A 13,203-nucleotide genomic window follows, 5' to 3' on the forward strand; every position below is an offset into this window, starting at 1 on the left:
AGCGTTGTCTCGCTGCCGGGCGGTGCGATCCCTACAACTGAATAGAAGGAGGTGGAAGCCCTTTGGTTGGAAACAAATCGTTCATTACTCCGCCGCGCATCCTGGCCGCGGGCTTCGCTCTGATCATCGCGGTCGGAACGTTCCTGCTGGCCCTGCCGGCGGCTTCACAGAGCGGCCAGCGCATCCCGCTGATGGATGCGCTGTTCACCGCCGTGTCGGCAACCTGTGTCACCGGCCTGGTGGTGATGGATACGGGCAGGACCTTCTCCCTGTTCGGGGAGATCGTCATTCTCGTGATGATCCAGCTGGGCGGGATCGGATTCATGACTACGGCAACCTGGATCGCCCTGGCGCTCCGGCGCCGAATCTCGCTGAGAGACCGCCTCGTGCTCAAGGAATCGCTGAACCAGGACAGCGTGGAGGGCATTGTCCGGCTGATCATCAAAGTGTTCATCTATGCGTTTACGGTGGAAGCGGGGGCTTCCCTTGTTTTTGCGGCGCAGTGGGCGGAGGAGGTGCCCTGGAAACAGGCTCTCTATTATGGGGTATTCCACGCGGTTTCCCTGTTCAATAATGCGGGATTCGAGATTATCGGCGGCTTTGTTCCCTATGTGCATGATGTGGGCATCAATTTCGTCTCGATGTTCCTCATTGTGGCGGGAGGACTCGGCTTTATCGTGATGTCCGACCTCGTGGACTATCCGCGTACGAGGAGGCTGTCCCTGCACAGCAAAGTGGTCCTGTCGGTGTCGGGGCTGCTGACGTTAACCAGTGCGGTGATCTTCCTTGTATTCGAGTTTGCGAATGAGCGTACGCTGGGCCCTATGGCGCTGGAGGACAAGCTGCTCGTCTCCGTGTTCCACGCCATCAGCCTGCGCTCGGGGGGGATCAATACCGTGGATATCGCCGGACTGCATGCCGCCACCCAGTTCATGATGGTGATCATGATGTTCATCGGGGCGGCTCCGGGCTCGACGGGAGGCGGGTTGAAGATTACGACCTTCGCGCTTCTTGTAGGGGCCGTCAGGGCTGTACTTACGGGCAAGGAGGATGTGGTGCTGTTCCGGTACCGCATGCCGAAGCGGCTGATCCAGAAGGCGGTTACCATGGCACTGATCGCCGTAGGGGTGATTGTGTCGGCCACGATGATTCTGCTGACGCTGCAGGACCGGGATTTCATGACCGTCCTGTTCGAGGCGACGTCCGCCTTCGGTACAGTGGGGCTCAGCATGGGACTGACACCGGAGCTTACGCCGGCCGGACAGGGCGTCATCATCCTGCTGATGTTCGTCGGACGGGTCGGGCTGGTCACGCTTGCGTTTGCGCTGCAGAGCCGGCCGCCGAAGGAGCTGTACCGGTATCCGGAAGGCCGGATCATTATCGGCTGAGCTGAATTGAAAGGGATGCCCAAAAAGAAGCTGACGACCGCAGGAGTGCGGAGGTCAGCTTCTTTGGGCTGCATCGGGGGCGTAAGCCGGCTGTGGAGCGGTTCCGGTCAGAAGCCGGCCAGGAGCCGCTTGAACTCCGCGGTGCTGCGCGGGGGAGGGGCGCTGCCGCGCACGGAGGCGGGGAGCGCTTCCCACAGCTCAAGCAGGCAGGGGAGTGTGATGCCGATCGAGCGAAGGTCTTCCCTGCGGCCGAAGACCTCCTCCGCCGTGCCTTCGAGCAGGCAGCGGCCGCCGTCCATCACGAGCACCCGGTCGGCCCAGGCATAGGCGAGGTTCGTATCATGCGTCGCCATCACCACCGTCACGCCGCTCTCGTGGATCCGGTCAAGCTCACCGACCAGCCGCTGTTCCGAGGCCGGGTCCAGGTAGGCCGTCGGCTCGTCGAGCAGAAGCAGCTCGGGCTCCAGCACCAGGACCCCGGCGAGGGCGGTGCGCTTCTTCTGGCCGAGGCTCAGGTGGTGGATCGGCGTGTCGGCCAGGGCCGTGAGCCCCATGGACTCCAGGATGGCGCCGGTGCGCCGGCGGATCTCGGCTTCCGGGATGCCGGCGTTCCGCAGCCCGTACGTAATGTCCTCATACGGGGTGTTCAGGATCAGCTGATGCTCGGGATCCTGGAATACCAGGCCCGCCCGCTGCCGCCACTCCCGCAGGGCGGAGGGCTGGTAGGAGACCGGCTGTCCCTTCCACAGCAGCTGTCCGGCTGCCGGGCGGTGAATGCCGACGGCATGCAGGAGGAAGGTTGATTTGCCGGAGCCGTTGTGGCCGCAGATGGCGGTTTTGCGTCCGGCGGCAATGGACAGCGTCAGCCCGTGCAGCGCATTCTGCCGTGTGCCCGGGTAGTTGAAAGCAAGACCGCGTGCTTCCAGTAGGGGCGGGGAGACATTGCTCCGCTCACGCTCAGGCAAGATGCTCATTCAGGCGCCCCCTCCCCAGCGAAGTCCGGCCTCTGCGGTGAGGAGCAGGAGCAGCCCCGCCCATCCTTCCCGCCGGAAGCGCGGCGGCACGAATCTGCCGATCTCGGATGCCGGCAGGATGTCCCCCGTATAGCCTCGTGAGGCAAGGCCTTGGGACAGGCCTTTGTAGCGCTCCATCGTCCGGCCGAAGAGGCGGAATACCAGCGCCGCCGTGTCCTGCAGCCGTCGCCGGAAGCCGGTTTGGCCTCCTCTGGCCCGCTGGGCGGTATAGAGCTGCTGGGCCGTCTCCGTCAGCAGGAAGAGGAACCGGTAGGTGATCTGCATAAGCTCGATCACAAGCAATGGCACCCGCAGGGTTCTCAGGACGAGCAGCAGCTTCGGGAAGGGCGTCGTCAGCATCAGGAAGAACATGCAGCAGAGCCCGGCCAGCATCCGCAGGAACAGGGTGGCAGCCGTGTGGAGTCCGTTTCCTGTTACATACACCGTCCAGGAAGGCAGGGAGAGAAGGGTCCACCTGCTCTCTGCTGCGGCGCCGGCGTCAGAGGCCGCAGGCAGAGTGGCCGACGGTACGAATTCGATGAGAAGCGCCGGCAGGCTGGCGGCATAGAACACACAGGCGCTGCCGAGGAGCGTCAAGTAGAAGAGCGGCGGCACCCCGGCATGGCGGAGGGTCCAGCGGAGCATCCAGAGGATGACCAGCAGCTGGACCGGTCCATGTGCGGCGTAGGCGAGCAGGAGCAGGGCGGCGGCAAGCCCGGATTTCCACAGGGGGGAGACGTCCTCCATCCGGTTCGTGCAGGCAATCGTATCGATCTGCCGGATCATGATGCGTCCTTGCCCTCCTTGCTTTTGGTGGCCCGGCCCTTGAAGTAGCCGAAGACATAGCCGATGAACCCCGCGCCCGCCGCCGCCTGAAGGGCGAACAGCATGCTCTCCGTCTCGGCCGGGGGCTCCAGCAGAGGGGCGATCCAGGGGACGTAGGCGGGGGCGATGGTGCCGATGAGCTCTTCGGCGGCGCCGTCCGCACCGCCGAAGTCTCCCTCCACCAGGAGGAGGGGGACGGCGGACAGCAGGATGACGGCGGTCAGGATGAGCAGGTTTTTGGCCGTATTAGTCATGGGTACGGACTCCTTTCATTCGGCTCTGCAGCAGGGAGAGCTCCGAGGGGCTGTGGGCCTGCAGCCAGTTCCAGATGAGTACGGTGAGCAGTCCTTCCGTAACAGCCAGAGGAACCTGTGTCACAGCGAAGATCCCTCCGAATTTGGCCAGCGAGCCGAGGACCCCGCCGCTTTCGGCAGGGAAAGCGAGGGCCAGCTGAACGGATGTCACAATGTAGGTAGTGAGATCGGCTGCGGCTGCCGCGGCGAAGATGGAGAGCTTCGGGCGGCCCGAGACGCGGGACAGGGAGCGGTACACCGCATAGCCTGCCATAGGACCAGCGACCGCCATGGAAAAGGCGTTCGCGCCGAGGGTCGTCAGCCCGCCGTGGGCGAGGAGCAGGGCCTGAAAGAGCAGGACGATCGAGCCGAGCACGCTCATGGGCAGCGGGCCGAACATCACGGCCCCGAGGCCGGTTCCGGTAGGATGCGAGGAGCTGCCGGTCACCGACGGAATCTTGAGAGCCGACAGCACGAACGTAAAGGCGCCGGCGAGGCCGAGCAGGAGCTTGAGCTCGGGGGCCTCCCGGGTAATCCGCTGCAGGGACCGGAGCCCCAGCACGAAGAACGGAATGAACGCCGCCCACCAGAACAGCGTCCACCCGAGGGGAAGGAAGCCCTCCATGATGTGCATGGCGTATGCGGACTGCGGTGAGCCGGCCAGCAGGTATACCGTGAGTCCGAGGACAAGCAGCAGCGTGGCAGCAGGTTTGGATGATGGCATGTTCTTTTGAATTCCTCCCGTGTCAAAATAGGTATGCACAAAAAAACCAATCCCAAGGGATTGGTCACGGGTACGTCGCAATAGACGGCAACGGGCTGCCCCTGCCGCATCATGTCTCGTACACCTCTCCTCTCCGCGAAGGCATCTGGGTGCTCGGATTAGGTAGGTCTCCTGGCTCTCGGCTCATCATCTTCGCCCGTCTTCCCTGATGTCTTGCGTCATCAAGTGACATGGGTGGGCGGGACTCCCCGAATACAGTGGCGGGACCGCTCGGGAGTTGCACCCGATTCCCTGTTACCCCCGGTCTTATCCCGGGGCACCTAATCTTTTCCTCCTCAACGTAACACAAAGCGATGACTTTGTCCATGATCTGTGTTACTATTTAAACGTTTTGTGTTACGGATTACCTGATGGTGGAAGGAGGGTGGACGTTGTGAAAATCCAATGGCAATGGGCCCTGGGGGCTGTGCTGGCCGGGGCCCTGATGCTCTCCGGCTGTACGGCCGGCAAGGCTGTGGTGCCCGCCGCAGGAGAGGGCGCTGGGGCCCTCCCCAAGGAGGAGCTGGTGCTGGCGATCGGCGGTGAGCCGGAAGCGGGCTTCGACCCGACCACCGGCTGGGGACGGTACGGCTCACCGCTGTTCCAGAGCACCCTGCTGAAGCGGGATAGCGACCTTCAGATCGTGAATGATCTCGCGGAGAGCTATGAGACCGGAGGGGGCGGCCGGGTCTGGACGGTCAAGCTGCGCCGGGACGTCCGCTTCTCTGACGGAAAGCCGCTGACGGCGGCGGATGTGAAGTATACGTTCGATACGGCGGCCAAGAGCGGAGCCGCCCTGGATCTTGGCAATCTGCAGGAGACGGCCGCACCGGATGACTACACGGTCGTGTTCACCTTGAAGGAGCCCCAGTCTGCTTTCGTGGGGATGCTGGTGTCCACGGGTATTGTACCGAAGCATGCCCACGGTCCGGCGTACGGGGAGCGGCCGGTGGGATCGGGACCCTACAAGCTTGTGCAGTGGGACAAAGGACAGCAGCTGATCGCCGAGCTCAACCCTGAATACTACGGGGCCAAACCGTCGTTCAAGAAGCTGACGTTCCTCTTCCTGAACGAGGATGCGGCCTTCGCGGCGGCGAAGGCGGGCCAAGCGGACATCGTGTCGGTCCCTCCGGCGTTCAGCAAAGGGCTGCCGGCCGGCATGCGGCTGGAGGCGGTTCATTCCGTGGATAACCGGGGCATCCTGTTCCCGTTCGTGAAGTCGGGAGGCCGTACGCCTGAAGGATATCCCATCGGCAACGACGTTACGGCCGATCCGGCCATCCGGCAGGCCGTCAACAAGGCGCTTGACCGCAAGGCGCTGGTGGAAGGCATTCTGGAAGGCTACGGCACTCCGGCTTACACGCTGAATGACGGGCTTCCCTGGTTCAACAAGGAGGCGGTGGTGGCCGACGGGGACCTGCCGGGGGCCCGGAAGCTGCTCGAGGCTGCAGGCTGGCAGGACAGCGACGGAGACGGTGTGCGGGAGAAGGGCGGCCTGAAGGCGGAATTCCCCCTGCTCTACCCCTCCGGCGACGTGACCCGCCAGTCGCTTGCGATCGCGTCCGCCGACATGCTGAAGGGGCTGGGCGTCCGCATCACGGTGCATGGCAAGAGCTGGGACGATATCGAGAAGGAAATGCATGCGAGCGCGGTGCTCTTCGGCTTCGGCAGCCATGACCCGCTGGAGATGTACCATGTGTACGGCAGCCGGTTCAGCGGCGTGGACTACTACAACCCGGGCTATTACAGCAATCCCGCCGTGGATGCCTATATGAATCAGGCCCTGCGGGCGGGCAGCGAGAATGAAGCGCTGGAATACTGGCGCAAAGCCCAATGGGACGGCACGACGGGCCTTAGCGGCAGGGGGGACGCCCCGTGGGCCTGGCTGGTGAATCTCGACCACCTGTATCTGGTGAAGCAGGGGCTCGACATCGGGCGGCAGCAGATTCATCCGCACGGCCACGGCTGGCCTGTGACGGCGAACATCGAGGCTTGGCGATGGAAGCCTTAAGGGAGAGCCGGCAGCAGCCGGCGGCTCGGGCCGACCTGCCGCTTCTGCTGCTGCGGCAGGCGGCGAAGCTGGTGCTGCTCCTGCTCACCGTAAGTGTCATCTCATTCGCGCTTGTGGAGATCTCGCCGGTGGATCCGGTGCAGGCTTATATCGGCGCCGATCTGATGCGGGTGGGCAGCGAGCAGCGGGAAGCGATCGCCGCACACTGGGGGCTGGACCGCCCGCCGGCGGAGCGCTTCGCGAAGTGGCTGACCTCGCTGGCCTCCGGCGATCTCGGCGAGTCCATGATCTACCGTCAGCCGGTGGCCGAGGTGATCGCCGAGCGGTTCCGGAGCTCGGCCGCGCTGATGGGCACGGCCTGGCTGTTCTCCGGCGCTCTGGGCTTCAGCGCCGGCGTGCTGGCCGCCATGCGGCGGGGAACCTGGACGGACCGGTTCATCCGCTGGTTCTGCTATACGCTGGCGGCGACACCGGCCTTCTGGCTCGGGCTCCTGCTGCTGCTCCTCTTCGCTGTCCGGCTGGGCTGGTTCCCTGTCGGACTCAGCGTGCCTGCGGGAGTGCCGGCCTCTGAGGTGACGCTGGCCGAGCGCATTCACCATATGATTCTCCCTGCACTGACCCTGAGCATCGTAGGGATTGCGCCCATCGCCCTTCATACACGGGAGAAGCTGCTCGAGGTGCTCGGCACCGACTATATCCTCTTCGCCAGAGCGCGGGGGGACCACGGCTTCAGGCTCTTCTTCCGCCATGGGCTGCGCAATGTAGCCCTGCCGGCGGTGACGCTGCTGTTCGCCTCGTTCAGCGAATTGTTCGGCGGCGCGGTGCTGGCCGAGCAGGTCTTCTCCTATCCCGGCCTCGGGCAGGCCACGGTGGAGGCCGGGCTGCGGGGCGATGTGCCGCTGCTGCTCGGGATCGTGCTCTTCAGCACCGTGTTCGTCTTCAGCGGCAACCTGCTCGCAGAGCTGGCTTACCGCGGGATCGATCCGAGACTCCGGGAAGGGGGAGAGGGATGAATCCTGGAACACAGAATCCTGTCTCGGCGCCCATACACCGGCAGCCTAAGCGGGCTTGGCCGGGGGCCGTTACGGCGGCCGTTCTGCTCGTCCTCCTCATCCTGGGGGCCTTGCTTCTGGACGGCAGCGGGCTGGAGAGCCGGCTGGACCGGCGCAACCTGCCTCCAAGCATCGCTCATCCCTTTGGGACGGATTGGCTCGGCCGGGATATGCTGACGCGTACGCTCAAGGGGCTGCTGCTCAGCACCCAGGTGGGCTTGACGGCCGGGGCCGTCAGCGTCCTGATCGCCGCAGCGCTGGGTCTGCTGGCCGCGGCGGGCGGCCGAGCCGCGGACCGGCTCGTCACGTGGCTGGTCGATCTGTTCCTGAGCGTGCCGCATCTGGTGGCCCTGATCCTGATCGCCTTTGTCCTCGGGGGCGGTGCCAAAGGAGTCATTGTGGGGGTGGCCCTGACGCACTGGCCGTCCCTCTCCCGGGTTATCCGGGCGGAAGTGCTCTATCTGCGGTCGGCCGAATTCGTGCAGGTGTCCGCGCGCCTCGGACGCTCGAGATGGTGGATCGCGACGCGGCATATGCTGCCGCATCTCGTACCGCAGCTGCTGGTAGGGCTGCTGCTGGTCTTTCCCCATGCGGTCCTCCATGAAGCGGCGGTTACCTTCGTCGGCCTGGGCCTGTCCCCGCACGAGCCGGCGATCGGCATCATCCTGTCGGAGTCCATGCGGCATCTGTCGACGGGGATGTGGTGGCTCGCCTTGTTTCCGGGCCTCTGCCTGCTCCTGACGGTGCTGGCCTTCGGCCGGCTGGGGGAGGCCCTGCGGCAGCTTGCCGATCTGCCGGGCAGGCAGGAGTAGAGCCGGACAAGAGCGGAGCCCCAAATGGGGGCGTACACCCTTGTTTTGGGCGCTTCTCATGAAAGTGAAAAGAAGGAGAGGAAGGAAATGACGGCATTGCTCCAGGTGGAAAACTTGACCATCCGCTTCCCGGCGCCCGGCAGGGGGCTGGGCTCTCGGAAAGAGCTGACCCCCGTGCAGGGGCTGAGCCTGAGCGTTGGGACAGGAGAGATCTTGGCGGTGGTCGGCTCCAGCGGGTCGGGCAAGAGTCTGCTGGCCCATGCGGTTCTCGGCATTCTGCCCCGCCAGACGAAGGTCACCGGCACCCTCCGGTTCCGGGGGGAGGAGCTGACGCCGGCGAGGCAGGCGGCGGTCCGCGGTCGGGAGATAGCGCTGGTCCCGCAGTCCGTCACGTTCCTGGATCCCCTGCTGCAGGCCGGACGGCAGGTCCGCTACGGCGTGAACGAGGGGGATCCGGCCGCGGTCCAGCGCAGCCTCTTCCGCCGGTACCGCCTGGCCGAGGCGGTGGAGAAGCTCTTCCCGTTCCAGCTCTCCGGCGGGATGGCGAGGCGCGTGCTCCTGGCGGCGGCCACGGCCGGCGGCGCCGGGCTTGTCATCGCCGACGAGCCGACCCCGGGGCTCGACAGCGAAGCGGTGAGGGAGGCGCTTGGACGGCTTCGGGAGCTGGCGGACGGGGGCTGCGGGGTCATGCTCATCACGCACGACATCGAGTCCGCGCTGACGGTGGCGGACCGGGTGGCGGTGCTCTACTCCGGCACCGTGGTGGAGACGGCGGCCGCCGCCGAGTTCGCCGGCCGGGGGGAGGCGCTGCGCCACCCGTACACGCGGGCCTTATGGCGGGCGCTCCCGGGCAGCGGCTTCACTCCGCTGCCGGGCTTCCAGCCGGCGGCCGGCGAGCTGCCTCCCGGCTGTGCCTTTGCCCCGCGCTGCGGTCAGGCGGACACCGCCTGCGGGCAGGAACGGCCTCCGCTGCGGGAGCTGCGGGGCGGAACGGTGAGGTGCGTCCATGCGACATGAGCCTGACGTTCGGTTGAAAGCGGAGGCCCCCGGACCGGCCGCCGCCGGCCTGCAGGGGACGGGGCTGGCCTACGGCTATGTCCGGGGCGGGCTGCTCTTCCGCAGACTGGACTGCCGGATCGGCCCGGGCGAGGTCGTCGGGCTGGGCGGACCCAGCGGAAGCGGCAAATCGACGCTCGGCCGCCTTCTGGCCGGGTACCTCCAGCCGCACGAAGGGCAGGTGACCCTGGACGGCGGGAAGCTGCCGGACAAGGGATACCACCCGGTGCAGCTGGTGTTCCAGCATCCGGAGCAGGCAGTCAACCCGCGCTGGACCATGAAGAAGGTGCTGGAAGAGGGCGGAGGAAGCGAGGAGAGCCTGCTCCAGGCCCTGGGCATCGCACCGCAGTGGCTGGACCGGCGGCCGGCCGAGCTCTCGGGCGGGGAGCTGCAGCGCTTCTGCGTGGCCCCGGGCGCTCGGCCCGCGCACCCGCTTCCTGATCGCCGACGAGATGACGGCGATGCTGGATGCGATCACCCAGGCCCAGATCTGGCAGGTGGTGCTGGAGCAGGTGGAGCGCAGGGGCCTCGGCGTTCTGGCTATTTCTCACGATCCACAGCTGCTCCGGCAGGTGTGCACGAGAATGATGGACTGGAGAGGGCCTGCCCCGGAAGGCTCAGGCGGAGGCTCGTGACGCTGCGAAGGCCGGGCTTGTCCCGGCAAGCCGGCGGCCTTAGCACAGACATACGCGGTTCAGACACAAACCAAACAGGCTGACGGAACTCCTCCGTCAGCCTGTTTCATTTTGCAGGCGTTTCGCCTTATTTGCGTTTCGCCTTTTTCTTCTTCGACAGGACCTGCGCTTCAGCCGCGCCCGTCAGAGGGGAAGGGCAGAACTCATCGCGGACCGTATACGTGACGATGTGGCACGGAACCGGAACGCAGTGATGCCGGTTGACGATCTCGACGTTGTGGATCACCTCGACGATCTGCGGATGATAGAAGTCACGGTACACTTTGCGCGGAGGATCGAATACCCGCTGGGTCGGACATTTCGGACAAGACATGATGTTTCACTCCTCTTCTTGAATTGAACCTCACCCCCAGTATATGTACCCCCGGGACATCCGGTCTGTTTGTTTGTCCCGCCCCGGTCACGAGATCACCTTGGTCATTTTCGCTTTCTCCGCAGCCCGTTTGGTATAAGGGGCCAGCGGCTTCTTCAATCCGAGGGCAAGCGCATAGCTGGCCGGGATGAAGGCGAGCAGGCAGAGCGCATCCCGTATGACGGTTTTGGGCAGCATGCCGCCCACCGTCTCCCGCAGCAGAGAGATCGCATAGGTGAACGGGACGAAGGGATTGACGCTCTGAAAAAAGGGCGAGGCCGTAGCGATCGGGAACGTGCCGCCCGAGCTTGTGAACTGCAGCACCATGAAGATGATCGCAATCCCTTTCCCGGTATTGCCGAAGACGGACACGAGGGTGTAGGTAATCGTCACGAACACTGCACTGATCAGAACCGAGAAGAGAACGAACCAGCCCTTGTCCACCACATAGACGCCGAGCAGGTAAATATCGCCGAGCGTCAGGAACAGCGACTGCAGGGCGCCGATCGTCAGGAAGGTCAGCAGCCGGCCGAGATAGAGCTCATAGCCCTTATAATGACCGTACGACTCATCGACATCGATTCGAAGAAGCGAGATGAGCAGGGTGGCGCCGACCCACAGGGACAGCACGGCATAAAAAGGGGCCATCGCCGAGCCGTAGTTGGGCACCGGGTACTTGCGGTTCTCTTCAAGGACCACAGGGTTCGCGAGAAAGTCGCTCTCCCGCTGAATGTCCCCGCGGAGCAGCCGGGCGAGCTCTTCGATATCGCCCCGGTGCCCTTTGACCGCCCGGATCTGATCCGCCGCCTTGCGGACGGCGCTGTCCAGCGCGGGCAGCTCCGTGCGCACCAGGTCTGCGGCCATGTGCACGCCGGACTCCACGAGCGGGAGCTTCTCGCGGATCAGGGCGGACATGCGCCGGATGTCCGCTTCGGTCTTCGGCAGGTCGCTGCGCACGTAATCGGCTGCCTCATGAACCCGCTGCTCGACTTTCGGCAGATCGTTCCGGATGAACGGGACCGCTCGGTTCACGGCGTCCGTGAAGCGGGTCATGTTCTCGCCGATGGCGGCTGCCGCTTCGCTGAGGCCGGTGCGGATCCGCGGAAGATCGCCCTGCAGGGCGGCGAGCTGCTCCTGCCCGAAGGCGATGCCGGCCTGGGCGTCCCGGAGCAGCGCTTCGATATTCGGCAGCTGCCCGGAGGCCGCCTGGAGCACAGCGGCGGCATTCTTCGCCGTCCGCTCCAGGAGCGCCAGCGCTTCGGCCGCCGCCGGTACGATCTCGCTGTCGTAGCGGGCGAGAATGGACCCGAGGCCCGCGCTGACCTCCTTGGAGAGGGCGTTCAGCGAAGCAACAAGCTCCTTGGCCGGCTGGGCCCCCTGACGGAGGGCGGCCGAGATCCCCTGGACGAGCTCCGCCTGCCGGCTGAGCTTCGTCCGGATCTCCTCAAGCCGCGAAACCGCCTCGGTGAGCGCAGGGCTCTGGACGCTCCCGTTCAGCCGGGTCAGCAGATCGATCGTCGTCCCGAGCGCCTGCGTGCCGGCGGCAAGCCGATCCTGCACGAACGAGAGCAGGGCCAGCGCGGCTTCGGGGTCAAGGTCGGCAGCCTGCAGGGCCTCCGTCAGCTGGGTTACGCTGTCCGCCGTCTGCTGCAGAAGCAGCAGATTCTGCTTCACGACGGGCGGGAGGGCCGCAAGCGCGTCATGATGCTTCTCGAGGAAGCCGGAGAGCCCTGCGGCGAAGGCTCCTCCGTCCTCGGCAATGGCGGCAAGCTTGGGCAGCGCCGCCAGGGCGGCATCGACGACGGCGCCTGCCTTCCGGGCATCCTCCGCGGCCTTCACCAGGACATCCTCGACCTTGTAGAAATTGCGGTCGAGCTCCGTGACGATGCCTGCGGCCCGCTGCAGCTCGGGAAGCTTCTCCTGCAGCCGAACGATGCTGCCGGCCGCCGTCTGAATCTCCGGCCAGTGCTCTTCCACCCGGAGGATGGCGGCGCCGGCCTCCTGCAGCTCCGGAATCCGCTCCTCGAGGCCGGCAACCCTCTCCGCTTTGGAGCGGATGGCCGGAAGCTTCGCTTCGAGCTCGAGCACCTTCTGCCCCAGGGCGGCGATCTCCGGCAGCCGGGCTTCCAGGGCGAGCACGCCGTCTTCCACACGCCGGATGCTCGGCAGCTGCTCCTCCAGCCGGATGCCGGCTTCCCGCAGCTGTGTCAGGATCGCCTCGCTGACCGAAGCGATGAAGTTCTCGCGGATCTGGCCGGCGACGGAAGAGGCCCCGCTGCCGGTGATTTTGGGGGCCACGGCATTGATTTTTTCATTGACGGTATAGACGATGGCGGGTTTCTGGGGGTCTCCGCTGAGAATGCTGGTCAGCTTGGCGGAGAAGTCGCGCGGAATGAGCAGGGACGCGTAGTAGTCCCCCTCATCCACCCCTCGCTCGGCTTCCTGTTCATCCACGAAGGTCCAGCCGAGCTTCGTGTTCTTCTTCAGGCTCTCTATGACCTCGGCGCCCACATTGATCGTCCGGCCCTGCACTGAGGCCCCCTCATCCTGGCTGGTCACGGCGATCCGGATGCCGGAGGTATTGGAGTAAGGGTCCCATACGGCCACGAGATTCACCCAGTCGTAGACGGAAGGCAGAAGGACAAGTGCGATCATCAGAAAGATGCCGGTAGGCACCTTGGCGATATTGCGCCAGTCCCGGGCATAAATGTTGAGGATGTTCATGGCTTGAGGTTTCCTTTCCTTCTCTCTATTGGTTTACTTTATCCATCGGCAGCAGGGCTGATGCAGTGAAGAGCAGGCAGCGGCAGGCGGGGGGGCACTTCGTTTGTTCCCCGCAGCCCCGGGGTAAAAAGAGTCATGGCTGCGTGTAGAATCGGCGGCATTCTGCTCATACTAGCCTTATGTTCAGAGGCAGGGATGAGAAATCCGAACCAGGGAGGA

11 protein-coding genes, 1 pseudogene and 1 riboswitch are annotated in these 13,203 nt (G+C 65.1%); of the genes and pseudogenes, 6 read left to right on the forward strand and 6 right to left on the reverse strand.

Annotation, left to right across the window (positions count from 1 at the left end; translation table 11 throughout):
* Positions 1–62: 62 nt before the first annotated feature.
* Entirely contained in the window at positions 63–1,388 is a 1,326-nt protein-coding gene (locus PM3016_RS05155; RefSeq protein ID WP_014368650.1) for a TrkH family potassium uptake protein, read from the forward strand.
* Between the two features lie 107 nt (positions 1,389–1,495).
* On the opposite strand, the gene PM3016_RS05160 is transcribed toward PM3016_RS05155, so the two are convergent.
* From PM3016_RS05160 to PM3016_RS05175, 4 genes are read right to left on the reverse strand one after another with little or no spacing between them, the layout of a single operon-like run.
* Positions 1,496–2,362: an energy-coupling factor ABC transporter ATP-binding protein gene (locus PM3016_RS05160; RefSeq protein WP_014368651.1), complete on the reverse strand. Its 867-nt coding sequence runs from the start codon at positions 2,360–2,362 to the stop codon at positions 1,496–1,498.
* Entirely contained in the window at positions 2,363–3,187 is an 825-nt protein-coding gene (gene cbiQ / locus PM3016_RS05165; protein ID WP_014368652.1) for a cobalt ECF transporter T component CbiQ, read from the reverse strand. It abuts the gene before it with no gap.
* On the reverse strand, positions 3,184–3,480 hold the full coding sequence (locus PM3016_RS05170; RefSeq protein ID WP_014368653.1) for an energy-coupling factor ABC transporter substrate-binding protein: 297 nt from the start codon (positions 3,478–3,480) through the stop codon (positions 3,184–3,186). The genes cbiQ and PM3016_RS05170 overlap by 4 nt, the downstream gene beginning before the upstream one ends.
* Positions 3,473–4,243, reverse strand: a complete 771-nt coding sequence (locus tag PM3016_RS05175; RefSeq protein WP_014368654.1) for an energy-coupling factor ABC transporter permease — start codon at positions 4,241–4,243, stop codon at positions 3,473–3,475. The genes PM3016_RS05170 and PM3016_RS05175 overlap by 8 nt, the downstream gene beginning before the upstream one ends.
* A gap of 144 nt (positions 4,244–4,387) precedes the next feature.
* Positions 4,388–4,582, reverse strand: a riboswitch (cobalamin riboswitch).
* Between the two features lie 94 nt (positions 4,583–4,676).
* On the opposite strand from PM3016_RS05175, the gene PM3016_RS05180 reads away from it, so the two are divergent.
* From PM3016_RS05180 to PM3016_RS05200, 5 genes and pseudogenes are all read left to right on the forward strand, one after another.
* Positions 4,677–6,293, forward strand: a complete 1,617-nt coding sequence (locus PM3016_RS05180) for an ABC transporter substrate-binding protein (protein WP_014368655.1) — start codon at positions 4,677–4,679, stop codon at positions 6,291–6,293.
* Positions 6,281–7,306, forward strand: coding sequence for an ABC transporter permease (locus tag PM3016_RS05185; RefSeq protein ID WP_014368656.1), 1,026 nt, complete (start codon positions 6,281–6,283; stop codon positions 7,304–7,306). The genes PM3016_RS05180 and PM3016_RS05185 overlap by 13 nt, the downstream gene beginning before the upstream one ends.
* A complete protein-coding gene (locus PM3016_RS05190) occupies positions 7,303–8,157 on the forward strand; it encodes an ABC transporter permease (protein WP_014368657.1) in 855 nt (284 codons plus the stop codon). Before PM3016_RS05185 ends, PM3016_RS05190 begins: the two co-directional genes overlap by 4 nt.
* Before the next feature lie 87 nt (positions 8,158–8,244).
* Complete coding sequence (locus PM3016_RS05195; protein ID WP_014368658.1) at positions 8,245–9,174, forward strand: oligopeptide/dipeptide ABC transporter ATP-binding protein; 930 nt, start codon at positions 8,245–8,247, stop codon at positions 9,172–9,174.
* A pseudogene (locus tag PM3016_RS05200) lies at positions 9,164–9,848 on the forward strand (ABC transporter ATP-binding protein). The gene PM3016_RS05195 and the pseudogene PM3016_RS05200 overlap by 11 nt, the downstream one beginning before the upstream one ends.
* A gap of 127 nt (positions 9,849–9,975) precedes the next feature.
* Here PM3016_RS05200 and PM3016_RS05205 read toward each other — a convergent pair.
* Both PM3016_RS05205 and PM3016_RS05210 read right to left on the reverse strand, forming a co-directional pair.
* Complete coding sequence (locus PM3016_RS05205) at positions 9,976–10,221, reverse strand: hypothetical protein (RefSeq protein ID WP_013917289.1); 246 nt, start codon at positions 10,219–10,221, stop codon at positions 9,976–9,978.
* A gap of 87 nt (positions 10,222–10,308) precedes the next feature.
* Positions 10,309–12,984: a YhgE/Pip domain-containing protein gene (locus tag PM3016_RS05210; protein WP_014368660.1), complete on the reverse strand. Its 2,676-nt coding sequence runs from the start codon at positions 12,982–12,984 to the stop codon at positions 10,309–10,311.
* Positions 12,985–13,203 lie beyond the last annotated feature (219 nt).

It is taken from the genome of Paenibacillus mucilaginosus 3016, assembly GCF_000250655.1.
GTDB classification, from domain to species: domain Bacteria; phylum Bacillota; class Bacilli; order Paenibacillales; family NBRC-103111; genus Paenibacillus_G; species Paenibacillus_G mucilaginosus.

Bases quoted from the DNA above. Each gene is read 5' to 3' on its own strand.
- PM3016_RS05195 (WP_014368658.1), top strand. From the start codon at position 8,245: ATGACGGCATTGCTCCAGGTGGAAAACTTGACCATCCGCTTCCCGGCG.
- PM3016_RS05185 (WP_014368656.1), top strand. From the start codon at position 6,281: ATGGAAGCCTTAAGGGAGAGCCGGCAGCAGCCGGCGGCTCGGGCCGAC.
- PM3016_RS05205 (WP_013917289.1), bottom strand. From the start codon at position 10,221: ATGTCTTGTCCGAAATGTCCGACCCAGCGGGTATTCGATCCTCCGCGC.
- PM3016_RS05210 (WP_014368660.1), bottom strand. From the start codon at position 12,984: ATGAACATCCTCAACATTTATGCCCGGGACTGGCGCAATATCGCCAAG.
- PM3016_RS05160 (WP_014368651.1), bottom strand. From the start codon at position 2,362: ATGAGCATCTTGCCTGAGCGTGAGCGGAGCAATGTCTCCCCGCCCCTA.
- cbiQ (WP_014368652.1), bottom strand. From the start codon at position 3,187: ATGATCCGGCAGATCGATACGATTGCCTGCACGAACCGGATGGAGGAC.
- PM3016_RS05175 (WP_014368654.1), bottom strand. From the start codon at position 4,243: ATGCCATCATCCAAACCTGCTGCCACGCTGCTGCTTGTCCTCGGACTC.
- PM3016_RS05190 (WP_014368657.1), top strand. From the start codon at position 7,303: ATGAATCCTGGAACACAGAATCCTGTCTCGGCGCCCATACACCGGCAG.
- PM3016_RS05170 (WP_014368653.1), bottom strand. From the start codon at position 3,480: ATGACTAATACGGCCAAAAACCTGCTCATCCTGACCGCCGTCATCCTG.